Genomic DNA, 25,055 nt, shown 5'->3' with positions numbered 1-25,055 from the left:
CGAACGGCGCGGTGGAAAACCGCTGGGGAAAACAGCCGCACCTTAGCGTCCCCGGCGAGAACGGCTAGGCCGCCGACGCCCCGAAAGACAGGGAATTTCAGTGTGCACCGCACCATGTGGCGCAGGAGGCCCAGTTGTGGACTGTTTTAGCCAAGCCCGCCGCAGAACAGAGAAATAAAAGCCCCAATTCAGCCGTGATCGGACAGAAGCGCGCGTCGGCATGAAGGAAAATCGGCCCCAGAAACGAACAAGGCCGTCGAACGGAGTCCGACGGCCTGCTCGGTCCGGCGCTCAGGAGGGGGAGGGGAAGCGCCGGCCTGGGACGTCGCGGTCCGGGAGGGGGAGGGGAGGACCGCGTCGTCGTGTGAGGATGAGATAGGCGTCGATTGCGGCAGTTCAAGGACAAGAAGACGAATATTTCTAGCTTTAAGCCTGCGGCGGGACGTCGCGCCCCCAGTATACGATTCAACAGGGTAGAACCGCCCCGATTCTTGGGTGAAGATTCAGTTTTCTTATCCGGTTTCTTCGTTTGCTTGGCGGCATAGGGCTCGCCGTCGCCCGACAACAGCACGGCGATCCAGCGCGAGCCCTTGAACTCCGCCAGGATGGCCATGGCCATCACCGCCAGCGGGGTCGACAGGAACATCCCCGCCACGCCCCACAGCTTGCCCCAGAAGGCCAGGGCCAGCAGCACCACGATAGGGTCGATATTCTGATTGTCGCCCTGCATCCGCGGCTGGACCAGATTGCCGACCAGGAAGAGCAGGGTCTGAAGACCGACGAAAAGGATCAGGGCGGGCCAGTAGCTCTCGAACTGGACCAGGGCGAACAGCGGCGGAGCGCAGCCCGCCACGGCGCCGCCCAGCACCGGAATGAAGCCGACGATGAAGATGACGAAGGTCCAGAACTCGGCGTTCTGAAGCCCCACCGCCCGCATCAGCCCCCAGGCCACGGCGCAGATCATGGCTCCGGTCACGGCCTGGACCCACAGATAGCCCTCGACCCCGCCGCGCACGCGTTCGAACACCTCCAGCGCCTCCTGGCGCGGGGCCGCGCTCGGGGAACATGCCCACCATCTTCTTGCGGAACCCCGCCTGCGAGGCCAGCAGGAAGCCCAGGTAGATCATGACGAAGAAGGCGCCGGTAGCCGCGCCCTGCACCTGGAAGGCCGTCGTGGTCAGCCAGCCGCGCATGTCGATGCCTGCGATCATGTCGTGCAGGGTCGGCGGATCGCTGATCCCGACCAGGGCCGAGACGTCGCGGCTGATCTGGTCGATGCGCGGGCCGATGCTGCCCGCCACGCCCGAGGCGTCGGTGAAGAAACCCGCCGCCCCGTCGACGATGATCCAGATCGAGGCCAGAAAGCCCAGCACCACCACGATCAGGGCCGCCGCCCCCGCGAAACGCGACGGGATCGGCGTGCGTCGCTCGATGGCGCGCTTCACCCCGTCGATCATGATCATCAGGAAGACGGCCATGGCCAGAGGCGTCAGGATGTCCCTGAGCCAGTAGAGGGCCGCGCCTGCCGCCACGACGGCGATCAGCACCACCGCATTCGTGGCCGGGGAGGAATGACTGACGGTAATGGGAAGCTTCATGGCGGAAGTGTCGTCGTGGCCGGGAACGGCGTCAATCGCTGTAAACCGCGGCGGTTCCGCCTTGCGGCGACGGCGCGGTCGATTAAGCATGGAACAAGCACGCAGGAGACCCTCTTCATGACCGACGCCCCCGCCCTGTTTCTCGGCCAGTCCTTCGAGGGCGCGGCCGAACGGCTGCTGCTGAACCGGGCCAACCGCCACGGCGTCGTCGCCGGCGCCACCGGCACAGGCAAGACCGTCACCCTGCAGATCATGGCCCAGGGCTTTTCCGAAGCGGGCGTCCCGGTCTTCTGCGCCGATGTGAAGGGCGACCTGTCGGGCATCAGCCAGGGCGGCGGCGTCGAAAAGTTCGCCGAGCGCGCGGGCAAGATGGGTCTGACCTTGAACGGCAAGTCGGCCCCGGTCGTCTTCTGGGATCTGTACGGTCAGAAGGGCCACCCCATCCGCGCCACCGTGTCCGACGTCGGTCCCGTGCTGCTGGCCCGAATGCTGGAGCTGAACGACGTGCAGGAGGGGGTGCTGACCGTCGCCTTCCACGTCGCCGACAAGGAAGGCCTGCTGCTGCTGGACCTTGAGGATCTGCGGGCACTCCTGGCCTATGTCGGCGAAAACGCCCAGACCATCGGCCGCGAGGTCGGCAACGTCTCTCCAACCTCCATCGCCGCCATCCAGCGCGCCCTGCTTCAGCTCGAACAGCAGGGCGGCAAGGCCTTCTTCGGCGAACCGGCCCTGCGTCTGGAGGACATGATGCGCACCGCCCTGGACGGCCGGGGCCAGGTGAACGTGCTGGACGCCACGCGGCTGATGAACAGCCCGCGCCTGTACGCCGCCTTCCTGCTGTGGCTGCTGTCCGAGCTGTTCGAGCAGTTGCCCGAGATCGGCGACCCGGAGAAGCCGCGCCTGGTCTTCTTCTTCGACGAGGCCCACCTGCTGTTCAACGACGCGCCCAAGGGCCTGCTGGAAAAGGTCGAGCAGGTGGTGCGCCTGATCCGCTCCAAGGGCGTCGGCGTCTATTTCGTCACCCAGAACCCGGCCGACATTCCCGACAGCGTCCTGGCCCAGTTGGGCAACCGCGTTCAGCACGCGCTGCGCGCCTATACCCCCGCCGAGCAGAAGGGCCTGCGCGCGGCCGCCCAGAGCTTCCGCGCCAACCCCGCCTTCGACACGGCCGAGGCCATTCAGGCCCTGGGCGTCGGCGAGGCCCTGGTGTCGACCCTCGATGAAAAGGGCGCGCCGACCGTGGTGGCCCAGACCAAGATCCGTCCGCCGGATTCGCGCCTCGGTCCGGCGACCGAGGCCGAGCGCGCCGCCACCATGGCCGCAAGCCCCGTACGCGGCGTCTATGACACGGCGGTCAACCGCGAGTCGGCCGAAGAGGTGCTGAACGCCCGCCGCGCCCAGGCCGACCGCATCGAAGCCGAAACGGCCGCGGCGGCTGCCGAAGCCAAGGCGGCGGAAAAGGCGGCGCGTTCGGCTCCGGCGCCGCGCGCGCCGGCCTCGCCCCGTCCGCGCGCCTCGTCCAACCGGCAGACGCCGATGGAGGCCCTGACCAAGTCGGTGCTGCGCACCGCCGGCTCGACCATCACCCGCGAACTGCTGCGCGGCGTGCTGGGCAGCCTGAAGAAGCGCTAGGGCCTCAACTCAGCTCGACCGGACGGCCGTCCTTATAGACGTCCGTGACCTTGATCCCGGCCAGGCGGTCGGGATCGACGGTCATGGGGTCCGCATCCAGCAGGACCATATCCGCCAGCTTGCCGGACGTCAGCGAGCCCTTGCGGTCGTCCTCATAGTGCTGCCAGGCGGCCCACAGGGTCATGGCCTTCAGGGCGACCTCGACCGGCACGCGCTCGTCCGGCCCCAGGATGTCGCCCGAGCGGGTGCGGCGCGTGACCGTGGCCGACAGCACCCGCAGGGCGTCAGGATTGGCCACCGGGGCGTCGTGGTGGCTGGTGAAGCGCATCCCGCGCCGCCAGGCCGAGCCGCAGGGCGAGATGAACTCCGCCCGACGCGGCCCCAACACGGAATCCCGGTGCCAGTCGCCCCAGTAGAAGGTGTGCATGGGGAAGAAGGAAGGCACGATTCCTAAGGCCTTCAGCTCGTCCAGTTGGTCCATCCGCGTCGTCTGGCCGTGGATCAGCACCGGGCGGCGGTCGCGGGCGCCGTGCTTGCGCGCGGCCTCGCGCACGGCGGCGATCATCAGGTCGATGGCGGCGTCGCCGTTGGCGTGGACTTCGATCTGCCAGTCGTTGGCGAAGGCCAGGTCCACGGCGTCCAGGGCCTGCTGCTCCGTCACCGCCGGATAGCCGCGCCAGGAGGCGGGCTGACCTTCGGGCGGGACGAAATAGGGCTGGGACAGCCAAGCCGTCTTGGCCTGGGGCGAGCCGTCCAGCGTCAGCTTGACCCCGCCGATGCGGAACCGGCCCTCATAGCTCCGCCGATACAGGGGCGTGGCCATGACGTCGGTCGAGGTCAGGATGTCGGGGAAGGACAGGATGTCGATGGGCAGGGCGCCTGCCTCGGCCAGTCCCGCCATCATGCGGCAGGTGTCGGTGGAGGACCGCCCGTCCTGGGCCGTGGTGTATCCGAAACGGGCGTAGTAGCGAGCGCCCTCGACGATCATCTGACGGTTGGCCTCGGCGTCCAGACGGGTGAACAGGGCGCCCATGACGGCGAACAGGGCGGTTTCCTCCAGCACGCCGTTGGGCTCGCGCGAGCCGTCCTTGCGTCGGATCACCCCGCCGTCCGGATCCGCCGTATCCGTCCCGACGCCCGCCGCGGCCAGGGCTGCGCCGTTGGCCGCGCCCAGATGCCCCGACTGGTGCAGGAACAGCACCGGCACGGCGTCGGATATGGCGTCCAGTTCGTCCCGCGTGGGGTGCCGCCGCTCCTTCAGCTGGGAATCGTCATAGCCGAAGCCGATGACCAGACCGGTGTCGCGCACCAGCGCCTCGTGCCGGTTCATCCAGTCGCGCGTGATCCGCTGCAGGGCGGCGATGTCATTCCCTTCGCCGTCCGGCGCAGGCAAGAGGTTGGCGTAGCGCGCCTGCAGCCCGACCATGGAGACGTGCCCGTGCGGATCGAAGAAGCCCGGCAGCAGGGTCCGCCCGTCAAGATCCACCAGGCGCGCGCCTCGCCCCGCCGCCGCGCGCACCGCGTCCAGGGCGCCGACCGCCAGGATGGTCTGCCCGCGCACCGCCACGGCCTCGGCCGACGGCTGCGCATCGTCCATGGTGCGGATCGGACCGCCGTGGAAGACCGTCGTCGCCGTCGCGCGGGCCTGGACGGCGCCCGCCGACATCAGACCGCTGGCGGCGGCGCCGGCCATAAACAGCCGCCGGTCCAGATAGCTCCAGGCCCCCTTCGGCATAACCGTTTCTCCCTGTTCGAAAGGCAAAGCCAGAACCCGCCTTCGCGTCAGACGGTTCCGCCATTGGAAATCCGGCGATCTGTAAAGCGGCCTGAGGCCAGGAACCAATGCCTGAGGCGGACATTCATCACGGTCTCAAGCTAGGCCATACTGGACCTCCCCATGTTGTTCACGCCGCTCGCCTCTCTCGCCCTCCTGGCTCTCGCTCCCCCGCCTCCCCAGGTCGGCAGCGTCGATCTGGGGCCTGACCTGATCGAAATCGCCGGCGAGGGTCACAAGCGGACCATTCCGTGCGAGGGCCGCCGCGTCGAAATCCAGGGGACCAATCACGACATCACCCTGACGGGCGTATGCGCGGGCCTGGAACTGGCGGGCGTTGACAACAAGGTCTCCATCACCCTGACGCCTGACGCGGTTCTGGAGGTTTCGGGCGCGGGGCAGGTCGTGCGCTGGCGCTCCTCGGGCCACCCGCGTCAGATCGTCGACGGCATCGACAATACGGTTACGCGCGTCCGAGACTGACGCGAACGGCGGCTGATCTAACCGCGCGGGATCAGCCGCCACATGCGCAAGGGGTGGCGCACGGCGCCCGCCTCATGCCCCGCCGCGTCGCCGCGCCCGATATAAAGATCCGCGCGCACCGGCCCGCGAATGGCCGAGCCGGTGTCCAAGGTCATGACCAGGCCGCGATAGCTGGCGCGGGCGCCTCGCAGATTGCCGCCGTCCGCCTCGATCCAGGCCGCCTCGCCGTAGGTCCAGCGTGAGGGATCGACTGCCACCGAGCGTCGCGCGGGCAGGGGCACGCCCGCCGCGCCGGTCGCCTCATTGCCGTCGTCGGCGCTGGTGGTGAAGAAGATGTAGCGCGGGTTCAGCGCCATCACGCGCCGCGCCTCAGGCCCGCGATGGGCGGCCAGCCAGGCGCGGATGGCCTCGCCCGAGGTTCCGTCTCTCGGCAGCAGACCTTCCTCGGCCATCGGTCGGGCGATGCCCACGAACTTGGCCCCGTTGTCGGCGGCGTAGGCGGCGCGCAGGCGGGCGCCGTCAGGGAAGGTCAGAGTTCCCGAGCCCTGAATCTGCAGGAAGAACAAGTCTTCGGCCTTCATCCAGGCCAGGGCCGTGGACTGGGCCGATCCCGCCTCGATGGCGGCGCGATCGCCCACGCTGGACAGATTGGCCGGGCGGCTGAGAACCGGAGCGTCGAACTCGGCGTCAGGCGTGCGACGGGCCGGATACTCGGGCGCGAAATAGGCGGTCAGCAGGCCGCGCCCGCCGTCGTCGGTGCGGACTTCGGTCGCCGTGAAGCGGCTTTCAAGGAAGGCGCGGGCGTCGCTGGGATTGGCGCGGCCGGCCAGGGCGCGGGCGTCGCGGCAGGTCTCGACAGCGATGCGCGACGGGCCGCAACCGGCGGCGTAGGCGCGCAGGGCCGCCAAATGGTCCTCCTCGGCCCAGCCGGGCAGTGAGGCCAGATTGAGGTCTCCGGCGACAGGCGGAACCGGCGGCGACACCGGCGGCGGCAGGGGGATAGGACCAGGCGTCGGCGGAACCGGACGCGGCGTCGAGGCGCAGGCCGCCGCCAGCAAGGTCAGGGCCAGAGCGCCGGACAGGCCGCCCAGTCGCTCAAGCGGAGCCGTAAGGAGACGGGCCGCGCCCGTCTGATCGAGGGGCGCGGACCGTGCGATCATCAGGCGGTCGCCGGCTCGACGCGGGCCAGGGCCCAGTTGGGATCCGAAGCGCCCAGGCGGCGCTCGAAGGTCCAGATCTCGGCGGTGCGGCGCTCTTCGGTGACGGTCTCGCCGCCCGACGGCGTCAGCGAGCCGCGCACCTCGGCCAGGAAGCGCACCTTGGCCAGGGCGCGGTCGCCCTCGGTCGTGGCCAGCTCCAGATCGGCGCGCGGGGCGTGGACCAGTTCGACGCTCTCGGCGTCGCCGCGCGCCTCTCGCGCCGCGATCCCGGCCTCGAACGAACCCATGACCTTGTCGGTCAGCAGCGGACGAAGGGCGTCGCGGTCGCCCTTGGCGTAGGCGCGGACGATGGTCTCATAGGCCTGACGCGCGCCTTCCAGGAAGCGGTGGGGGTCGAAGTTCGGATCGCGCGTCTTCAAGCCTGCGATGGCGGCCGTCAGCGCGGGGTCGACAACGGGGCCGCGCGCGGCTTCAGGCGCGCCGGCAGGGGGTGCGGGGACCGGAACGGGCTTGGGATTGTCCTCGGGCTGACGGCCGACCTTCTTGCCCAGCACATTATAGAGTTGGAACAGCAGAACCGCCGCTATGACGGCGAAGATCACGATCTGAAAGGTCACCGGCACGGTGGGTTCCTCGACTAGTCAGGCCTCATCTTCCCGACAGGGAAGCGCCTCGGGTTTCTCCCCAAAGGCGAAAGGGCAGCTCATACAACGTGATTAGGGGTCGATCCGGGCGGGCGCAAGGCGAAGCGAGAGGCGAACGCGGGTCTCGGCGTTGCGACACAGGGTCTCGCCATGCTACCGCCGCCCCCTCAGACCCGCCTCCAGGGGGAGCGGGACGCCTCATTCCTATAAGACGGTTTCCAGACTCATGACCGACGCCACGCTGCCCGCCGACGCCAATGGCCAGACGCACGATCAAGCCCAGCCTCAGGGCGGCCAGCCGCAAGGCCCCGGCTTCCGCATCCTGGCCCAATACGTCCGCGACCTGTCGTTCGAGAACCCCAAGGCGCCGGACAGCCTGCGCATCGACGGCAAGCCCGCCATCGACATGGGCGTCGAGATGAACGCCCAGGGTCGCCCCGACGGCCTGTTCGAAGTCGACCTGAAGCTGTCGATCAAGGCCACGGCCGACGACAAGACCCCGGTGTTTCACGTGGAACTGCTCTACGGCGGCCTGTTCGCCCTGCAGGGCGTCCAGCCGCAGGACATCGAGCCCCTGCTGCTGATCGAGTGCCCGCGCTACCTCTTCCCCTTCGCGCGCCAGGTCATCGCCCAGGCGACCTCGGACGGCGGCTTCTACCCGCCCTTCATGGTCGATCCCATCGACTTCGCCGCCATCTACGTCGCCCGCCAGCAGCAGATCGCCGGCGCCCCGGCCGAAACCGGCCAGGCGTAATTTTTTGTCGCTCACGCGAGGCGCGCGCCTCGCTGCTTGGGCGACTATCTATAGGAGAGAGGGGCGTCTGGTCGGGCGCCCCTTTTTCTTGCGCAGGAGGGCCGATGCTCAAGGTCATCGCCGAGGACTTCATCAAACCCGAGCATGTCGAGACGGTGAGGCCCCTCTATGCCGAACTGGTGCGCCTGACTCGGCAGGAGCCCTTGTGCCGCGCCTATGATCTGTTCGAGGATCGCAAACAGCCCGGCCATTTCATCTTCATCGAGGAATGGCCTGACCAGGCCGCGCTCGACGTCCATTGCGCCAGCGAACATTTCCGGCGCCTGGTCCCCCAGATCGACGCCCACCAGATCCGGCCCGGAACCTACATACTGATGAACCCCGTCCCGACGGACGCGCCGGTTCAGGCGGCTTCTTCAGCCTCGGTCTCGACCGTCACCCCATAGCCCGCCCACAGGCTGAAATCCTTGATCGTCGCCTTGAGGAAGGCCAGGTGGGCGGCCTCTTCCTCGGCCGTGACGAAAGAGGGCAGGGGACGCGGCCGGGCGCCGTAGGCGACGCGCTCCGCCGTTTCGGCCGCGCCGCCGCGCGTCGAGGTCAGGTCCAGCGCCCGCTCCTTGCCGCCGCGCAACTCCAGATAGACCTCGGCCAGCAGACGGGCGTCGATCAGGGCGCCGTGCAAGGTGCGCTCGACCAGGCTGATCTTGTAGCGCTTGCACAGGGCGTCCAGCGAATTGGCCATGCCCGGAAACCGCTTCTGGGCCAGGGCCAGGGTGTCGATCCAACGATCCTGCGGCGGCGGCTTGCGGCCGATGCGGCCGATCTCGAAATCGATGAAGTTGCGGTCGAAGTTGGCGTTGTGCGCGATCAGGGGCGCATCGCCCAGAAACTCCATCAGGTCATCGACGACCTCATGAAACTTGGGCGCGTCCTTCACCTTGTCGTCGGTGATGCCGTGCACCTTGATGGCGTCCGGCGGGATCAGCCGCTCGGGGTTGATGAAGCGGTGAAAAGTCCGCCCCGTCGGCAGCAGATCCTCAATCTCGATGCAGCCCACTTCGATCAGCCGGTCGCCTGTCTTGGGATCGAAGCCGGTGGTTTCAGTGTCGAGGACGATTTCGCGGGCCATGCCCCTTAATGCCGGGGTTCGGCCTTCAGCGAAAGGGTTCAGCCCTCCAGGGCGCGACGGATCGCCCGCGCGACCGCCAGACTGCGTTCCGCCTCCTCGTGGTTCTCGTCCTCCAGATGCCAGGCGGCGGAGAGGCAGGCGTGGCAGAAGCCCCAGGCCATGACCGCCTGGGCGGGCCGCCCGACCGCCGGCCCCAGGGCCTCGGCCAGGCGCCGCGCCCGTGCGGGATCGGTCCGGAGATCCTGCCGCTCCAGCGGATTGTAGAGCAGATTGGCCGCATCATAGGCCGGGTCGCCCAGGACGCCGTGCGGGTCGATCGCCAGCCAGCCGCGCGGACCGTGCAGGACGTTGTCGTGATGAAGGTCGCCGTGCAGCGGCCGGATCGGCGTCCCCTCGGCCATCAGGCCCGCCGCCATGACGGCCGCCTCGCCGAACAGACCGCCCTGTCTCGTCGCCTCAAGCCCCAAGGCGGCGAAGCGGTCCGCCATGGTCTGAAGACCTTCGGCCGGGCGATCCGAAGGCGCATGAAGGGCGCGCAGCACGTCGGCGGCGATGTGGGTCGCGGCCTCGTCACCCTCCGTCTCCAGCACGGCGGACAGAGGGCGGTCTCCGGCGTCCTCAAGCCATTGCCAAGGGCCCTGAGCGCCCAGCAGACGGATCGCGCCCGACCCGTCGCGCCAACGCAGCCAGGCCAGGGCATGGGGCGCATCCGGCGCCGCCTGCGGGCTTAGACGCTTGAGCACGCTGGTGCGGCCGTCGGGCGCGACGGCCCGCCAGGCCGTTCCGCCCACGCCTTCGGCTAACAGGCTCAGGCGGCCCAGGCCCCAGGCGGACGGCGGCGCAGGCTTCCAATCCGGTTCGAGAACCTTCGCCACGACGGCGCGCACCTGGTCGCGCGCGGCCTCCAGGCCATGTCCGGTATCGATCAGGAAGTCGGCGCGGGCGCGCTTTTCCGCGTCCGGCGTCTGGCGCGCCAGGATGGCGTCGAACCGCTCGCGCGTCATGCCGGGACGCGCCAGAACACGCTGAGCCTGAATCTCGGCGTCGGCCGTGACCACCGCCACGGCGTCGACGAAGGCGTCGCCCCCCGTCTCGAACAGCAGGGGGATGTCGACGACCGCCAGACGCGCCCCGCCTTCCGCCGCCGCCTTCAGCGCCTCGGCGCGGTCAGCCGCGACCAAAGGGTGGACGATGGCCTCCAGCCGCTGGAAGGCGTCCTCGTCGCGGCCCAGGGCCTCGGCCAGGCGCAGGCGGTCGACCGCGCCGTCCACGACCACGCCGGGGAAGGCCTGCGCCAGCGGCGCGACCGCCGCGCCGCCGGAGCCATAGAGGCGATGAACGGCGGCGTCGGCGTCCCACACCACGGCGCCCTCGTCGGCGAACATCTGGGCGGTCGTCGACTTGCCCATGCCGATCGAGCCGGTCAGGCCCAGGACGATCACGCCGTCTCTCCCAGATGGTTCAGCAGGATGGCGCGCAGGTCCAGCGTCGGCGGCGGGCGGCGGAAGATGGCCTCGAACGACGGCGCCGCCTGGCCGATCAGCATGGCCAGCCCGTCCACCGTCGTCAGCCCTCGCGCGCGGGCCGCCGCCAACAGAGGCGTGACCACGGGCTTGTAGGTCATATCCATGACCACGGCCGAAGGCTTCAGCGCCGCCAGCGAAATGTCCGGCGCGACGCTCAAGGCGTTGATGACCAGATCCGCGCCTTCCAGCACGCCCGCGTCCGGAGCCACCGACACCGCCGGACCGAGATCGGCGGCCAGGGCCTCGGCCCGTTCCCGCGTGCGGTTGAGAATGGACAGGGCGGCGCCCGCCTCAATCAAGGCGCCCGCGCCCGCCCGCGCCGCGCCGCCCGCGCCCAGCATGACGACGGAGGCGCCGTCCAGCTTCAGCTTCGGCGCCTGTTCGGCCAGTGCGTAGAGCACGCCCGCGCCGTCGGCGCTGTCGGCCCGCACCCGGCCATCCTCGAAGACTAGGATGTTGGCCGATCCCGTCATCTGCGCCGCCGCCGCAGCCTCATCCGCTAGGGCGAAGGCCTGCTCCTTGAACGGCGCCGTGACGTTGACGCCCGCGATCAGCCCCGCGCGACCCGCCGCGACCAGGGCCTCGAACCCCGCCGCATCCTTGGGCGCAAAGGCGACGTAGGCGCCGTCGACGCCGCCGGCCTCCAGCCAGGCGTTGTGGATCACCGGGCTGAGCGAATGGCTGACCGGATTGCCGACGATCCCGCCCAGCAGGGCGGCGCCCGTGATGCGGCCGACCGGCGTTCCGCTCATGACGCGATCACGCCCGCGCGCCGCAGTTCGGCCAGGACAGGCCACAGCGGCAGGCCCAGAACGGTGAAGTAGTCACCCTCGACCGCCTCGAACAATTGCGAGCCCAGCCCCTCCAGCCGATAAGAGCCGACGCAGGCCAGCAAGGCCTCGCCTTCCGCCGCCAGATAGGCGTCGAGGAAGGCGTCGGAAAAATCGCGCACCTTCATCTCGACCGTGTCCACGCCGGACCAGACCACCTGGCCGTTGCGGGCCAGGGCGGCGCCGGAATGCAGTTGGTGCGAGCGGCCGCGCATGGCGCTTAAGCGTTCGCGCGCGGCCTGAAGCGTCGGCGCCTTGGACACCAGCCCCCCCTCGAACGACAGGGTCTGATCCGCGCCCAGCACCCAGGCGTCGGCGTCATGGCGCGACACCGCCAGCGCCTTGGCCCGCGCCAGTTCGACCGCCAGCTCGACCGGATCGACGCCCGGCGTCTTCAGGGCGTCCTCATCCACGTCGGCGACCTGGACGGCGAAAGGCACGCCGGCGTCGGTCAGCATGGCGCGGCGCGCGGCGCTCTTGGAGGCCAGGATCAGGCGTTCGCCGTCAGTCGTCGTCACATCGAAGCTCCCAGCTTGCGGCCGCGCCGCTCGCTCAACAGGTTGATGATGGCGGCCGCCGTCTCTTCGACCGAGCGACGGGTCACGTCGATGGTCGGCCAGCCGCGCCGTTCGAAGGCGCGACGCGCCTTGATGGTTTCCTCGCGCACGGCGTCATGGTCGACATAGGCGGAGGCATGGCCGGCGTTCAGCCCGTCCAGCCGGTTGCGGCGGATCTGCACCAGGCGATCAGGCGACACGGTCAGGCCGACGACCAGCGGCTTCTTCAGTCCCGTCAAGCGCTCGCCATCCTCCTGGCCGGGAACCAGAGGCACGTTCGCGGCGCGAATGCCCCGGTGCGCCAGATAGATGCAGGTCGGGGTCTTGGAGGTCCGGCTGACCCCGCACAACACCACGTCGGCCTGCTCCAGCTGCTCCAGCGTGCCCTGACCGTCGTCGTGGGCGATGGCGTAATCGAGCGCGCCCATGCGGTTGAAATAGCCCGTATCCAGGGCGTGCTGCGCCCCGACCCGCGCCGAGACGTCTGCGCCCAGATAGCGCGACAGGGCGCCGACCAGCGGGTCCAGCGCCCCGATCTGCGGCATCTGAAGCTGGCGACAGCCTTCCTCGAGCTGTTCACGCAATTCGCGGTCGACCAGGGTGTGCAACACCACGCCGGGCGCGGCCGCCACCTCTTCCAGCACCCGATCCATCTGCTTGGTCGAACGCACCAGGGCGTAGATGTGCTCGATGGGAATGACGCCGTCGAAACGGGCGACAACGGCCTTGGCCATGGCGTTCAGCGTCTCGCCGGTCGAGTCCGACACCAGATGGACGTGGAAATAGGTGGCCAGGCGCGAAGCGCCGATCGGTCGGGCGGGGCTCATGAGATCGGCGTCTCCTTCCAGGCGGCGGTCGGATCATCCCCGCGCCCTGTTGAAAAGCCGGGGCGCCGTTCGTGAAAGACCGGGCGCCGAATCCTCTAGCAAGCCTGGCCGCCGGTCGCGAGCGGGGATCGCGGGCGCCGTTGTGGTGATCGGCGCCGGAGTCGTCCGCCTGGGCGCCGAAGATTCATCCCGTGCTGGGGGCAGGACATTTTGTCCAACAACGGCGCCCGTGGATTCACCCACAACGGCGCCCAGAGGCAAGCCAGAGTCTGACGGGCGTTTCACGGCTTATCCCCATGACTCACACCCCGCCTTGTAAACGCCTGGGTTTCCACGCCGCGATCAGGGGACAAGCGGGAGTCGAACCGGGACTGCCCGCAGTTATCCCCGCGCTCCCCGGCCCTGCTTCCACCTACCAATTCTTTCAATTCTTAAATCTGAATAGGGATTGAGGCTTGGGGGTGTGCATCCTAAAGCCCGAAGTATGAGCACGCCCCTTCTGATCCAGGCTCTCCAGGGCCGAACCCTTTCCCGCCCGCCCGTGTGGTTCATGCGTCAAGCTGGGCGCTACCTGCCGGAATACCGCGCGCTGCGAGCCAAGGCGCCGGACTTCATCGCCTTCTGCCTAAATCCGGAAATGGCGGCGGAAGCGACCCTGCAGCCGATGCGCCGGTTCGGCTTTGACGCTGCCATCGTCTTCGCCGACATCCTGCTGATCCCGGGCGCCCTGGGCCAGAAGGTATGGTTCGAGGCGGGGGAAGGGCCGCGCCTGGGCGCTCTACCGTCGGTGCAGTCCATGGCCGACAGGGCTCAGCAGGCTGGAGAAGCCCTCAAGGCCGTGGGCCAGACCCTCAGCCTCGTGCGCGCGGAACTGGAGCCTGAACGCGCCCTGATCGGCTTTGCGGGGGCGCCGTGGACGGTCGCAACCTATATGCTGGACGGCGAAGCGCGCACCATCGGCAAGGGCGAGCGCGCCGCCGCCCGCACTTACGCCTATACCAATCCCGAGCTGGTGGCGGGTCTGCTGGACGTGCTGGTGGAATCCACCGCCCACTATCTGAAGATGCAGCAGGACGCCGGCGCCCAGGTGCTGAAGATTTTCGAGAGCTGGGCCGAGGGCCTGCCTGACGATCTGTTCGAGACCCTGGTGCTGAAGCCGCACCAGAAGCTGGTCGCCCGCGCCCGTGAACTGGGCGTCACCGTGCCCCTGATGGGCTTCCCGAGGGGCTCGGCGGCGTTGGCCGAACGCTACGCCCGCGAATGCGACGTGCAGGGCATGGCGCTGGACACCGCCTGTCCGCTGGACGTCGGTCGGCGCGTCCAGGCGATCAAGCCCATTCAGGGCGCGCTGGATCCCTTGCTGCTGCGGGCGGGCGGCGACGCCCTGGATCGCCGCGTCGATCAGCTGATGGAGGCCTGGGGGCAGGGCCCGTGGATATTCAACCTGGGCCACGGCATCCTGCCGGACGTGCCGATCGCCCATGTCGAGCAGGTGCTGAAGCGGATCGGCGCCCAATGACCCGGACCGCTGCAACCCTCGAGGGACGACCCAACCGGCGCGTGGCGGTCGTTCTGACCAATCTGGGCGGTCCTGATCGCCCCGAAGCGGTCAAACCCTTCCTGTTCAACCTGTTCAACGATCCGGCCATCATCGGCCTGCCGGGGGTGTTCCGCACGCCGCTGGCCAAGTTGATCTCCAGCCGTCGCGAGACCTCGGCCCAGGCCAACTACGCCCTGATGGGCGGCGGCTCGCCCCTGCTGCCCGAGACGCAGAAGCAGGCCGAGGCCCTGTCGCGCGCCCTGGCCGACGCCGCGCCGGGCGACGACAGCCGCGTCTTCATCGCCATGCGCTACTGGCATCCGCTGACGGAAGAGACGGCGGCGGCGGTTAAGGCTTTCCAGCCGGACAAGATCGTCCTTCTGCCCCTCTATCCGCAGTTCTCGACGACTACGACGGCCTCGTCGCTGAAGAAGTGGAGCGAGTGCTACGACGGGCCGGGCGAGACCCACGTCATTTGCTGCTATCCGGACGCCGAGGGCCTGATCGAGGCCCAGGCCCGTCTGATCCGGCAAACGCTGGACAAGGCTGAAGGCAGACCGGTGCGCGTGCTGTTTTCGGCGCACGGCATTCCGGAAAAGCTGGTCGCGGCCGGCGATCCCTATCAGGCCCAGGTCGAGGCGACCGTGGCCGCTGTGGTCGAGCACATGGGTCTGACCGACTGGGCCATCTGCTATCAGAGCCGGGTCGGACCGCTGAAATGGCTGGGGCCGGCCACGCCGGACGCCATCGAACAGGCGGCCAAGGACGGCGTGGGCGCCGTCGTCGTGCCCATCGCCTTCGTCTCCGAGCATATCGAGACCCTGGTCGAGCTGGACATGGAATACGGCGAGCTGGCGCATAAGGTCGGTTGCGCGCCCTATCTGCGGGCGCCGACAGTCAGCGCGGATCCGATCTTCATCACCGCCCTGGCCGATGCGGTCGGACGGGCGCTGGAGACGCCGGGGACCGCGCCCCAGGGCGCCTCGCAGGGGGGACCATGCGCCCACTTGAAAGCCTGCCCGTCTGGCTGTTCAAAGAGCTCAAGGGCGGCCTGAGGGGAGCGACATGGATTATTACAACCTGGCCCGAGGGCTTCACATTCTGGCGGTGATCGCCTGGATGGCCGGCATGCTCTTCCTGCCGCGTCTGTTCGCCTATGACGCCGAGCAGAACGCCAAGCCTGAACCCCTGCGCGGCGAGATGCAGGCCTTGCTGCGCGTCTGGCAGACGCGGCTGCTGCGCATCATCATCAACCCGGCCATGATCCTGGCCTTCGTCTTCGGCGGCTGGCTGCTGTGGCTGCGCAGCGGCGACGGCGCCGATTGGTCCTTCGCGCACCAGCCTTGGATGATGACCAAGCTGATCGGCGTCTTCCTGCTGGCGGCCTGGCACGGCTTCCTGGCGGGACAGCGCAAGAAGATCGCGGCGGGCACGTCGAAATATTCGGGTCGCTTCTGGCGCATGACCAATGAGATTCCCTTCGTCCTGGCCATCATCATGGTGCTGTCGGTGACGATGGAATGGAGTTTCTAGAGGCCCTAGCGCGAGCGACGCGGCCGCCCGCTGTTTGAGGGCCCTTGACCGGCACGGGTCTTTCGTGGTTCCGCTGCGATGAACCGTGCGGCCGATCCGTGCAGCGCGGTCCCTCTCTTTTCGCGACGCCTGCCGGTTCGAGCCTGCGGGAGATCGTCGCCCTCCCTCCCAGCCCTTGCGGCTGAAGCCATCGACGACCTTCTGCTCCTGGGCGCCCTGCGGTGTTCGGGTGCGCGAACGAGCACGCCATCATGACCGATACGCCTGAGACGCCGGAAACCGAAGTCACTGAAAACACGGTGGAAACGCCTGTTGAACGGCCGCGCCGCACCCTGAGCCTGGGCGGCAGCCGTGGGGCGGCGCCGGTCGAGGAAGCCGCGCCCGAAGAACCCGTCGCGCCTGTCGCTGAAGACGACGACCACGGCGTCGACACCACGGCCGAGGAGGATGACGAGGACGATGACGGCGAGCCCATCGTCCCTAACGGCCGCATCACCCTGCAGGAACTGAACGAGAAGACGCCGGAAGACCTGGTCGCCTTCGCCGAAGGCCTGGACATCGAGAACGCCGGCAACCTGCGCAAGCAGGATCTGCTGTTCGCCATCCTGAAGACCCTGGCGGACGAAGAGGTCGAAATCATCGCCTCGGGCGTGCTGGAGATCCTGCCGGACGGCTTCGGCTTCCTGCGCAGCCCCGACGCCAACTATCTGCCGGGGCCGGACGACGTCTATGTCTCGCCGTCGCAGATCCGCCGCTTCGGCCTGCGTTCGGGCGACACGGTGCACGGCGCCGTGCGTGGCCCGCGAGAGGGCGAGCGCTACTTCGCCCTGCTCAAGGTCGATACGATTAACTTCGAAGATCCGGAGATGGTCAAGACCAAGGTCCTGTTCGACAACCTGACGCCGCTCTACCCCGAAGAGCGTCTGCACATGGAGATCCAGGACCCGACGCTGAAGGATCGCTCGGGCCGGGTCATCGACATCGTCGCCCCGCTCGGCAAGGGCCAGCGCTGCCTGATCGTGGCTCCGCCGCGCGTCGGTAAGACGGTCATGCTGCAGAACATCGCCAAATCGATCGAGCGCAACCATCCGGAAGTCTTCCTGATCGTCCTGCTGATCGACGAGCGCCCGGAAGAAGTCACCGACATGCAGCGCACGGTGAAGGGCGAGGTCGTGGCCTCGACCTTCGACGAGCCCGCTTCGCGCCACGTCGCCGTGGCCGAAATGGTGATCGAAAAGGCCAAGCGCCTGGTCGAACACAAGAAGGACGTGGTGATCCTGCTGGACTCCATCACGCGTCTGGGCCGCGCCTATAACGCCACCGTCCCGTCGTCGGGCAAGGTGCTGACCGGCGGCGTCGACGCCAACGCCCTGCAACGTCCCAAGCGCTTCTTCGGCGCCGCGCGCAATGTGGAGCAGGGCGGTTCGCTGACCATCATCGCCACGGCCCTGATCGACACCGGCAGCCGCATGGACGAGGTGATCTTCGAAGAGTTCAAGGGCACCGGCAACTCGGAAATCGTGCTGGACCGCAAGGTCGCCGACAAGCGCATCTTCCCGGCGATCGACGTGCTCAAGTCCGGCACCCGCAAGGAAGACCTCATCACGCCGAAGGACCAGCTGGCCAAGACCTATGTCCTGCGCCGCATCCTCAACCCGATGGGTCCGCAGGACGCGATCGAGTTCCTGCTCGACAAGCTGCGCCAGTCGAAGAACAACGCGGACTTCTTCCAGTCGATGAACACCTGATACTGGCCCTAGCGCCGCCCGCGCGGCGAGCGGCTGCTTGAGGGCTGTTTCACGTGAAACACGCGCCGAGCTTGAAAGGCAGATGTCATGAAGCTGAACATCGAGATCGACTGCACCCCGGCCGAGGCCCGGGCCTTTCTGGGCCTGCCGGACGTGACGCCGCTCAACGATCATCTGGTCGCCGAGATGCAGAAACGCATGGACGCCAACATGGCCGCGATGCAGCCCGATGAACTGATGAAGACCTGGACCAGCTTCGGCGTTCAGGCCCAGGACCAGTTCCGCCGCCTGATGGAAGCCGCCGTCACGGGCGCGGCAAAACCTTGAGCCTGACGGCGTGAGCGACACCATCTTCGCCCTCGCCACTCCGCCGGGGCGGGGGGCCATCGCCGTGCTGCGCCTGTCGGGTCCAGCCACCGAAACGACGCTGACGGCGCTGGGGGCAGGGGGGCTGACGCCCCGCCTGGCCTCGGTGCGCAGTTTGCGCCAAGAGGGCCGTCTGATCGACGAGGCTCTGGTGCTGCGCTTCGTGGCTCCGCGCTCCTATACGGGCGAGGACTCGGCCGAACTGCATCTGCATGGCGGTCGCGCCGTGGTCGAAGCGGCCAGCGCCGCCCTCATCGCGCTGGGCCTGCGCCCGGCCGAGCCCGGCGAGTTCACCCGACGGGCTTTCCAGAACGGCCGCATGGATCTGGCCCAGGCCGAGGCCGTCGCCGACCTGATCGACGCGGAAACGGACGCCCAAAAGACCCAGGCTCTGGGCCAGCTCGACGGCGCCCTGTCGGCGGCCTACGCCGGTTTCCGCCGTGATCTGCTGAAGGCCCTGTCCCTGGTTGAGGCCGAGATCGACTTCCCCGACGAGGAAGTGCCCGACAATCTGGCGCGCACCGCCGGGCCGATTCTGGACGCCCTGGCCGCCGATCTGCGCGCGGCCCTGGCCGATTCCGATCGCGGCCGACGGGTGCGCGAGGGCTATCGCATCGTCCTGATCGGCGAGACGAATGCGGGCAAGTCTTCTCTGTTCAACGCGCTGGTGGCGCGCGAGGCGGCCATCGTCACCCCGATCGCCGGGACGACGCGCGACGTGTTGGACGCCGACATCATGATCGGGGGCTACGCCGTCACCCTGTCGGACACGGCGGGTCTGCGCGACAGCGACGATCCGGTCGAGGCGGAGGGCATCCGTCGCGCACGCTTGCGCGCCGAGGGCGCCGACCTGCGTCTATGGGTTCGTTCGCCCTCCACAGAAGGCGATACGGATCCGGCTTTCGGCTTCATCCGTTCCTCGGACCTTCAGGTGTTGAACAAGTCCGACCTGGGCGCAGTGGCGACGGCGCCCGATCTCGAAGCCTTGAGCGTCAGCACGACGACGGGGCAGGGGCTGTCTGAACTGCATGACTGGATCGCGGCTCGCCTGGCCCGCGACCTGTCCGGCGCCGACTTCCCGGCGGTGACGCGTGAGCGCCATCGTCGTCGCTTGGCTGAAGCTCTGGCCGCGGTTGAGGCAGGGCGTCGTGCGCTCGATCTGGCGCCCGAGATGGCGGGTGACGACCTTCGTCGCGCCGCCGAGGCCCTGGCCCGCGTCACCGGGGCCATCGGGGTGGAGGACATTCTGGGCGAGGTCTTCTCCTCCTTCTGCATCGGCAAATAGGCCCGGCTTTCGCCTGTTTCACGTGAAACAACGGTTCTCGAGCCGGTGGCGATTTCGGCTCGAATGGACTATGTGGACGCCATGAGTTCGACCCCCGATCATACCTACGACGTAGTCGTTATTGGCGGCGGCCACGCCGGATGCGAAGCCTCGACGGCCGCCGCGCGCGCGGGCGCCCGCACCCTGCTTCTGACCCAGAAGCTGGAGACCATCGGCGAGATGAGCTGCAACCCGGCCATCGGCGGCCTGGGCAAGGGCCATCTGGTGCGAGAGATCGACGCCTTGGATGGCGTCATGGGGCGTCTGGCGGACGTGTCCGGCATCCAGTTCCGCATGTTGAATCGCTCCAAGGGCGCCGCCGTGCGCGGTCCGCGCAGCCAGATCGACCGTCGCCTGTATCGCGAGGCCATGCAGGCGGAGCTGGCCGACTATCCGAACCTGACCCTGATGGCGGGCACGGCCGAGTGCCTGATCCTGAACGGCGATCGGGTGGTCGGCGTGACGACAGGGGCAGGGGAGACGATCCGCGCCGGCGCCGTGGTGCTGACGACCGGCACCTTCCTCAACGGTGTGATCCATCGCGGCGACCTGCGCATTCCGGCGGGCCGATATGGCGAAGACCCCTCGACGGGGCTGGCCGGTGATCTGCACGCGGCCGACCTGATGATGGGGCGGCTGAAGACCGGCACGCCCGCGCGCCTGGACGGCCGAACCATCGCCTGGGATCGGCTGGAGATGCAGGCGGCCGACGATCAGCCCGCGCCCTTCAGCTTCCTGACGGACCGCATCGAGGTGCCGCAGATCGCCTGCGGCGTCACCCACACGACGGAAGAGACGCATCGCATCATCGCCGAGAATCTGGGCGAGAGCGCCGTCTATGGCGGACGTTTGTCGGGACGCGGTCCGCGCTATTGCCCCTCGATCGAGGACAAGGTGGTGCGTTTCGCGGACAAGACCAGCCACCAGGTCTTCCTGGAGCCGGAAGGTCTGGATGACCCCAGCGTCTATCCGAACGGCATATCCACCTCGGTATCGGATGCGACCCAGCTGGCCTTCCTCCACACCATGCCGGGGCTGGAGAAGGTGGAGGTTTTCCGCTTCGGCTACGCCATCGAGTACGACTATGTCGATCCGCGCGAACTGACCCCGGCGCTGGAGGTCAAGAAGCGGCCCGGCCTCTACCTCGCGGGCCAGATCAACGGCACGACCGGTTATGAAGAGGCGGGAGCCCAAGGGCTGATCGCGGGTCTTAACGCGGCTCGCGCCGCCGCCGGTTCCGACCCGCTGATCCTCGGCCGGGATCAGGCCTATATCGGGGTGATGATCGACGACCTGGTGACGCGCGGCGTCACCGAGCCCTATCGTATGTTCACCAGCCGGGCCGAGTATCGGCTCACCCTGCGTGCAGATAATGCGGATCAACGCCTGACGCCGGTCGGCATCGAGGCCGGGATCGTCAGCGCCGATCGCGCCAAGGTATGGCTGGATAAGGCTGGCCGGTTAGACCGGGCGAACCGTGTTTCACGTGAAACGCAGTTCACGCCCAAGGAGGCGGGGACTCTGGGCATCAACGTCAATGCGGATGGGCAGCGCCGCTCGATCCGCGATTTGCTGGCCTTCCCCAACGTGTCGCTGGATCAGTTTGTTTCGGTCCGGCCCGAGATCGCCGACTGGCCTGTCGCCGTGCGCGAGCAGGTGGAGATCGACGCCGTCTACGCCGGCTATCTGGACCGTCAGGCCCAGGACGCCGAGGCTCTGCGGCGGGAGGAGGGGCTGTCCTTGCCTGCTGATCTCGACTACGCGGCCATCGGCGCCCTGTCGAATGAGGTGCGTGAGAAGCTGGCCATGATCCGACCTCTGACTCTGGGCCAGGCCGGGCGGATCGAAGGGATGACGCCGGGCGCCCTGACGGCGCTGCTGGCGCATGTGAAAAAGGCGAAGGGCGTGGAAGCCGATCTTGCGGCGGTCGTCGCCTGATGTCGGACGCCATTCAGACCTTCCGCGCCCAGACGGGCGCCAGCGACGCCAACATCGCCGATCTGCAAGCCTTTCTCGTCATGCTGACCGAGGCCAATGAGGTAATGAACCTGGTCGGGCCGGACACTATTCCCGACTTTTGGAACCGCCATGCCTGGGACAGCGCGCAGCTGTTGAACTTGGCGCCGGAGGCCAAGACCTGGGCTGATCTGGGGGCGGGGGCGGGCTTTCCCGGCGTGGTCCTGGCCATCCTGCTGAAGGGCCGTCCTGGCGCCCATGTCTGGCTGATCGACAGCCTGGGCAAGCGCTGCCGTTTCCTCCAGACCATTGTGGATGCGCTCGATCTGCCCGCGACCGTCGTCAATGGGCGGGCTGAGGAGCAGACGATTTCCGTCGACGTCGTCACCGCGCGCGCAGTGGCGGCGATGGACAAGCTGCTGGGTTATGCACAGCCCTACTTCCAACGCGGTGCAAAAGGCCTGTTTCTCAAGGGAGAGAAGGCCGAGGCTGAGTTGAAAGAGGCCCGCCGGGTCTGGCAGTTTGAGGCTGAGCTTACGGTCTCGCGCAGCGATCCGCGCGGCCGCATCGTTTCACTGGGGAGCCTTCGCCGTGTCCGTTGAGTCCGTAAAGCAGCCCCGCGTGCATGAAACCCGCGTCCTGGCGGTCTCCAACCAGAAAGGCGGGGTCGGCAAGACCACGACCGCCATCAACCTGGGCACCGCCTTGGCGGCGATCGGGGAGAAGGTGCTGATCGTCGACATGGACCCGCAGGGCAATGCCTCCACGGGTCTGGGTGTTCCACGTGAAACACGGCGGGTGACGATCTATGACGTCATCGTCGACGGCCGCCCGGTGGACGAGGCCGCCATTGAGACCGCGGTGCCGGGGCTGTTCATCGTCGCCGCCGACGCCGACATGTCGGGCGTCGAGATCGAGTTGAGCCAGGCGGATCGTCGGTCCTATCGCCTGCGCGACGCCCTGGCGAAGCAGGGGGGCAATGGTCATGCCCGGTTTGACTATGTGCTGATCGACTGCCCGCCGTCGCTGAATCTTCTGACGCTGAACGCCATGGCGGCGGCCGACGCCGTCCTGGTGCCGCTGCAGTGCGAGTTCTTCGCCCTGGAAGGCTTGACCCAGTTGATGCGGACCATCGACATGGTGCGCCAGAGCCTGAACCCGGCGCTGGAGATTCAGGGGCTGGTCCTGACCATGTATGACCGCCGCAACGCCCTGTCGGGTCAGGTGGCGGCCGATGTGCGCGCCCATTTCGGCGACAAGGTCTATGACAGCGTCATCCCTCGCAACGTCCGGGTGTCCGAGGCGCCGTCCTTCGGCAAGCCGGCGCTCATCTATGATCTGAAATGTGCGGGCAGCCAGGCCTATCTGAAGCTGGCCCGTGAACTGGTGGCGCGTGAGCGTCAGCGTCGTCAGGCCCTGGCCGCCTGATGGGCGGTCTGATCCGATAAACAGTAACGGAATCGATATCTTGTCCGAACGTCAGCGTGGTCTGGGCCGGGGTCTCTCGGCGCTTCTGGGAGAAAACGCGCAGGAGCCAGTCGCCGTCGACGCGACCGGCCCGGCGCCGGCCGGCGTGCAACGCGCGCCGATCGAGGCGCTGAAGCCGAATCCGGACCAGCCGCGCAAGATCTTCGCCAAGACGGATCTGGACGAACTGACGGCCTCGATCCGCGATAAAGGGGTGCTGCAGCCCATTCTGGTGCGGTCGCAACCGGGCGAGCAAGGCGTGTGGCAGATTATCGCTGGCGAGCGCCGCTGGCGCGCCGCCCAGGCCGCCCGCCTGACCCAGGTGCCGATCGTCGTTCGCGAGATGGACGATATCGAGGTGCTTGAGGTCGGCGTCATCGAGAACGTCCAGCGCGCCGACCTGAACCCGATGGAAGAGGCCAACGCCTATGCCGTCCTGATGGAGCGGTTCGGCCGCACCCAGGACGCCCTGGCCGGGGTGGTGGGCAAGAGCCGCAGCCACGTCGCCAACACCCTGCGCCTGCTGCAACTGCCCGAGGCGGTGCGCGAGCATGTGGTGCGGGGCGATCTGTCGGCCGGCCACGCCCGCGCCCTGATCACGGCTCCGAATGCCGAGGAACTGGCGGCGAGGTCATCGCCAAGGGGCTGAACGTGCGTCAGACCGAGGCGCTGGCGCGTCGCGCGGTGGAAGGTCCGAAAACGCCCAAGGCCAGGCCGGTCATGAGCGGCGAGGGCGCGGCCGACATCGCGGCCCTGGAACAGGATCTGTCCGACGCCCTGGGCCTTCAGGTCTCTTTGGCCGACAAGGGCGGCAAGGGCGAGATCACAGTTAAATACGGCACCCTGGAACAGCTCGACGACCTGTGCCGACGCCTGATGCGGGGCTGAGGCTCTTTTCGACGCCATCCATGTTAGGGTGTCGCCATGACTGAAAACTCTGACAAAATCAGCGCAGCCGAAGCGTTGAAACGGGTCTTGGCCGCGAAGAAGGCGGCGCAGCAGGATGGCGGCGGCTTTACCGGCGTTGATGGAGCCCGCAAGGCGGAACAGTCGATGCAGCGTCAGGCGGCGGCCTTGAACAAGCCCGCCTTCCGTCGCGCCTCCAAGCGAGGCTGAGGGACGCCGCCGCCGTCTCGTGCGCGCCTTAAAGCCCCATGCGCTTGGCGCGAGCGGCGATCTCCAGCAGCAGGCGTTCGGCGATCAGAGCTTCGGGCATGCCTGTGGTCTTGGTCATGACGTCGGCGGTGTTGATGCTGTCCTGCACCTCGTCGAGCAGTTCGAGCCGCCAGGCGCGCGATTGGCGCAGCATTTCCGCTTCCTGTTTCCAGAACACGCCGGCGGCCTTGGCGGCCTCCTTGGCGCCTGCGCCGTTGGCTTGCAGGACATTGATCCGGCGTAGTTTTCCGAGATGAAGCGAGGCCATGCGTACGGCCATGACGGCGCTTTCGCCCTCGGCCAGGGCGCGGCGCAGACCCGCCTGGGCGGGGCCGGGGCGGCCGCCGAAGGCCTGCAAGGCGGCGTCTGACAGGGAGGCGTCGGGCTCGACCCCCAGGTGGGCGTCCAGCTCTTCCACATCGATGGTGCGGCCCGATCCGGGGCCGATATAGAGGATCAGCCGCTCGATCTCCTGACGCATCAGGCCGCGTTCGCGGGGCAGGCGGGCGACGAAGCGGTCCAGGGCGTCGGAAGACAGGCCGACCTTGTCCGCGCCCAGGGCCTCGCGCGTCATGCGGGCGACATCGCCGACCTCGTCTTCATAGCAGGCGATGGCGACTGCGCCCTGGGCCTTTTCGGCGGCCTTGCGCAGGGCGGATTCGCGGCCCAGCGCCCCGGCCTCGACCACCAACATGGCGTCGGGATTATAGGCGCCCTCGGCGTGGGCGGTCAGGGCGGCGGCCACGGCCTTGTCCACGCCTGCCTTGCCGTCCGACATCCGGATGCGCACCAGGCGCCGCCCGCCGATCATGCTGAGCGCCGTCAGCGCCTCTTCCAGCCGCACGGCGTCGCCGTCGATGTCGGCCTCGGTCAGCAGGGTGACGTTGAAGGGGTCGTTCAGATCCGAGGTGATCGTGCGGCACAACGTCAGGGCGCGCTCGGTCACGCCCGAACGGTCTTTGCCGTGGATGACGGCGGCGCGGACGCCAGCGTCCGGCGCCTTCAGGAAGCGGTCGACGTCGGGCCGCTTGGACAGGATCATGCGAAGGCCT

General features: G+C 68.2%; 24 protein-coding genes and 3 pseudogenes. 16 read left to right on the top strand and 11 right to left on the bottom strand.

Annotation, left to right across the window (positions count from 1 at the left end):
* Positions 1–97 precede the first annotated feature (97 nt).
* A complete protein-coding gene (locus FGL25_RS18045; RefSeq protein ID WP_354702812.1) occupies positions 98–1,027 on the bottom strand; it encodes an AI-2E family transporter in 930 nt (309 codons plus the stop codon).
* Positions 1,028–1,125: 98 nt separating this feature from the next.
* Between FGL25_RS18045 and FGL25_RS18040 the strand changes: the two genes are divergently transcribed.
* Both FGL25_RS18040 and FGL25_RS15895 read left to right on the top strand, forming a co-directional pair.
* The gene (locus FGL25_RS18040) at positions 1,126–1,512 is read left to right on the top strand and encodes a hypothetical protein (RefSeq protein WP_354702811.1); all 387 of its coding nucleotides are present in this window, start codon (positions 1,126–1,128) and stop codon (positions 1,510–1,512) included.
* 203 nt (positions 1,513–1,715) lie between these two features.
* Positions 1,716–3,230, top strand: coding sequence for a helicase HerA-like domain-containing protein (locus FGL25_RS15895; protein ID WP_138142244.1), 1,515 nt, complete (start codon positions 1,716–1,718; stop codon positions 3,228–3,230).
* A 4-nt stretch (positions 3,231–3,234) separates the two neighbouring features.
* On the opposite strand, the gene FGL25_RS15890 is transcribed toward FGL25_RS15895, so the two are convergent.
* Complete coding sequence (locus tag FGL25_RS15890; protein WP_197733859.1) at positions 3,235–4,965, bottom strand: amidohydrolase; 1,731 nt, start codon at positions 4,963–4,965, stop codon at positions 3,235–3,237.
* A 162-nt stretch (positions 4,966–5,127) separates the two neighbouring features.
* On the opposite strand from FGL25_RS15890, the gene FGL25_RS15885 reads away from it, so the two are divergent.
* Positions 5,128–5,487, top strand: coding sequence for a DUF3060 domain-containing protein (locus FGL25_RS15885; RefSeq protein WP_138142243.1), 360 nt, complete (start codon positions 5,128–5,130; stop codon positions 5,485–5,487).
* Positions 5,488–5,504: 17 nt separating this feature from the next.
* On the opposite strand, the gene FGL25_RS15880 is transcribed toward FGL25_RS15885, so the two are convergent.
* Both FGL25_RS15880 and timA read right to left on the bottom strand, forming a co-directional pair.
* Entirely contained in the window at positions 5,505–6,647 is a 1,143-nt protein-coding gene (locus tag FGL25_RS15880) for an MltA domain-containing protein (RefSeq protein ID WP_128719190.1), read from the bottom strand.
* The gene (timA, locus tag FGL25_RS15875) at positions 6,647–7,264 is read right to left on the bottom strand and encodes a TIM44-related membrane protein TimA (RefSeq protein WP_138142476.1); all 618 of its coding nucleotides are present in this window, start codon (positions 7,262–7,264) and stop codon (positions 6,647–6,649) included. Before timA ends, FGL25_RS15880 begins: the two co-directional genes overlap by 1 nt.
* A 253-nt stretch (positions 7,265–7,517) precedes the next feature.
* On the opposite strand from timA, the gene secB reads away from it, so the two are divergent.
* Together secB and FGL25_RS15865 are read left to right on the top strand one after the other, a co-directional pair.
* Positions 7,518–8,045 carry a protein-export chaperone SecB gene (gene secB, locus FGL25_RS15870; RefSeq protein WP_138142242.1) on the top strand — a complete coding sequence of 176 codons (528 nt, stop codon included), beginning with the start codon at positions 7,518–7,520 and terminating at the stop codon, positions 8,043–8,045.
* 104 nt (positions 8,046–8,149) lie between these two features.
* Entirely contained in the window at positions 8,150–8,491 is a 342-nt protein-coding gene (locus tag FGL25_RS15865; protein WP_046652675.1) for a putative quinol monooxygenase, read from the top strand.
* Here the strand turns inward: FGL25_RS15865 and dnaQ are convergent.
* From dnaQ to FGL25_RS15840, 6 genes and pseudogenes are all read right to left on the bottom strand, one after another.
* A complete protein-coding gene (gene dnaQ / locus FGL25_RS15860) occupies positions 8,449–9,174 on the bottom strand; it encodes a DNA polymerase III subunit epsilon (RefSeq protein ID WP_076224497.1) in 726 nt (241 codons plus the stop codon). The genes FGL25_RS15865 and dnaQ overlap by 43 nt on opposite strands.
* Positions 9,175–9,212: 38 nt before the next feature.
* A pseudogene (locus tag FGL25_RS17750) lies at positions 9,213–9,965 on the bottom strand (aminoglycoside phosphotransferase family protein); the annotation flags it as partial.
* A gap of 63 nt (positions 9,966–10,028) precedes the next feature.
* Positions 10,029–10,616, bottom strand: a pseudogene (gene coaE / locus FGL25_RS17745) (dephospho-CoA kinase); the annotation flags it as partial.
* Positions 10,613–11,452 carry a shikimate dehydrogenase family protein gene (locus FGL25_RS15850; RefSeq protein ID WP_138142241.1) on the bottom strand — a complete coding sequence of 280 codons (840 nt, stop codon included), beginning with the start codon at positions 11,450–11,452 and terminating at the stop codon, positions 10,613–10,615. The gene FGL25_RS15850 and the pseudogene coaE, both read right to left, overlap by 4 nt.
* Entirely contained in the window at positions 11,449–12,048 is a 600-nt protein-coding gene (locus FGL25_RS15845) for a Maf family protein (RefSeq protein WP_003166548.1), read from the bottom strand. The genes FGL25_RS15850 and FGL25_RS15845 overlap by 4 nt, the downstream gene beginning before the upstream one ends.
* On the bottom strand, positions 12,045–12,914 hold the full coding sequence (locus tag FGL25_RS15840; RefSeq protein WP_003166549.1) for a pyruvate, water dikinase regulatory protein: 870 nt from the start codon (positions 12,912–12,914) through the stop codon (positions 12,045–12,047). The genes FGL25_RS15845 and FGL25_RS15840 overlap by 4 nt, the downstream gene beginning before the upstream one ends.
* A 484-nt stretch (positions 12,915–13,398) precedes the next feature.
* Between FGL25_RS15840 and hemE the strand changes: the two genes are divergently transcribed.
* The 11 genes and pseudogenes from hemE (at position 13,399) to FGL25_RS15785 (ending at position 23,964) form a co-directional block, all read left to right on the top strand.
* On the top strand, positions 13,399–14,433 hold the full coding sequence (hemE, locus tag FGL25_RS15835) for a uroporphyrinogen decarboxylase (RefSeq protein ID WP_138142240.1): 1,035 nt from the start codon (positions 13,399–13,401) through the stop codon (positions 14,431–14,433).
* Positions 14,430–15,509 carry a ferrochelatase gene (gene hemH, locus FGL25_RS15830; protein ID WP_138142239.1) on the top strand — a complete coding sequence of 360 codons (1,080 nt, stop codon included), beginning with the start codon at positions 14,430–14,432 and terminating at the stop codon, positions 15,507–15,509. The genes hemE and hemH overlap by 4 nt, the downstream gene beginning before the upstream one ends.
* Before the next feature lie 10 nt (positions 15,510–15,519).
* On the top strand, positions 15,520–15,987 hold the full coding sequence (locus FGL25_RS15825; RefSeq protein WP_003166551.1) for a CopD family protein: 468 nt from the start codon (positions 15,520–15,522) through the stop codon (positions 15,985–15,987).
* 251 nt (positions 15,988–16,238) lie between these two features.
* The gene (rho, locus tag FGL25_RS15820) at positions 16,239–17,735 is read left to right on the top strand and encodes a transcription termination factor Rho (RefSeq protein ID WP_223850637.1); all 1,497 of its coding nucleotides are present in this window, start codon (positions 16,239–16,241) and stop codon (positions 17,733–17,735) included.
* 87 nt (positions 17,736–17,822) lie between these two features.
* Entirely contained in the window at positions 17,823–18,062 is a 240-nt protein-coding gene (locus tag FGL25_RS15815; RefSeq protein WP_003166554.1) for a DUF6489 family protein, read from the top strand.
* Positions 18,063–18,072: 10 nt separating this feature from the next.
* Positions 18,073–19,386: a tRNA uridine-5-carboxymethylaminomethyl(34) synthesis GTPase MnmE gene (gene mnmE / locus FGL25_RS15810; protein WP_138142238.1), complete on the top strand. Its 1,314-nt coding sequence runs from the start codon at positions 18,073–18,075 to the stop codon at positions 19,384–19,386.
* Positions 19,387–19,449: 63 nt separating this feature from the next.
* Complete coding sequence (mnmG, locus tag FGL25_RS15805) at positions 19,450–21,363, top strand: tRNA uridine-5-carboxymethylaminomethyl(34) synthesis enzyme MnmG (protein WP_138142475.1); 1,914 nt, start codon at positions 19,450–19,452, stop codon at positions 21,361–21,363.
* On the top strand, positions 21,363–21,983 hold the full coding sequence (gene rsmG / locus FGL25_RS15800) for a 16S rRNA (guanine(527)-N(7))-methyltransferase RsmG (RefSeq protein ID WP_088410776.1): 621 nt from the start codon (positions 21,363–21,365) through the stop codon (positions 21,981–21,983). Before mnmG ends, rsmG begins: the two co-directional genes overlap by 1 nt.
* A gap of 19 nt (positions 21,984–22,002) precedes the next feature.
* Positions 22,003–22,809 carry a ParA family protein gene (locus FGL25_RS15795; protein WP_046652686.1) on the top strand — a complete coding sequence of 269 codons (807 nt, stop codon included), beginning with the start codon at positions 22,003–22,005 and terminating at the stop codon, positions 22,807–22,809.
* Positions 22,810–22,849: 40 nt separating this feature from the next.
* Positions 22,850–23,736: pseudogene (locus tag FGL25_RS15790) on the top strand (ParB/RepB/Spo0J family partition protein).
* An 87-nt stretch (positions 23,737–23,823) separates the two neighbouring features.
* Complete coding sequence (locus tag FGL25_RS15785; protein ID WP_252970227.1) at positions 23,824–23,964, top strand: hypothetical protein; 141 nt, start codon at positions 23,824–23,826, stop codon at positions 23,962–23,964.
* 28 nt (positions 23,965–23,992) lie between these two features.
* Here FGL25_RS15785 and holA read toward each other — a convergent pair whose 3' ends face one another.
* Entirely contained in the window at positions 23,993–25,045 is a 1,053-nt protein-coding gene (gene holA, locus FGL25_RS15780) for a DNA polymerase III subunit delta (RefSeq protein ID WP_088410779.1), read from the bottom strand.
* Positions 25,046–25,055: the final 10 nt, after the last annotated feature.

Origin of the sequence: Brevundimonas vancanneytii (genome assembly GCF_901421975.1) — a bacterium.
GTDB lineage: Bacteria > Pseudomonadota > Alphaproteobacteria > Caulobacterales > Caulobacteraceae > Brevundimonas > Brevundimonas diminuta.
Note: the sequence above shows the minus strand (reverse complement) of the source record. Positions and strands in the feature narration are given on the sequence as shown.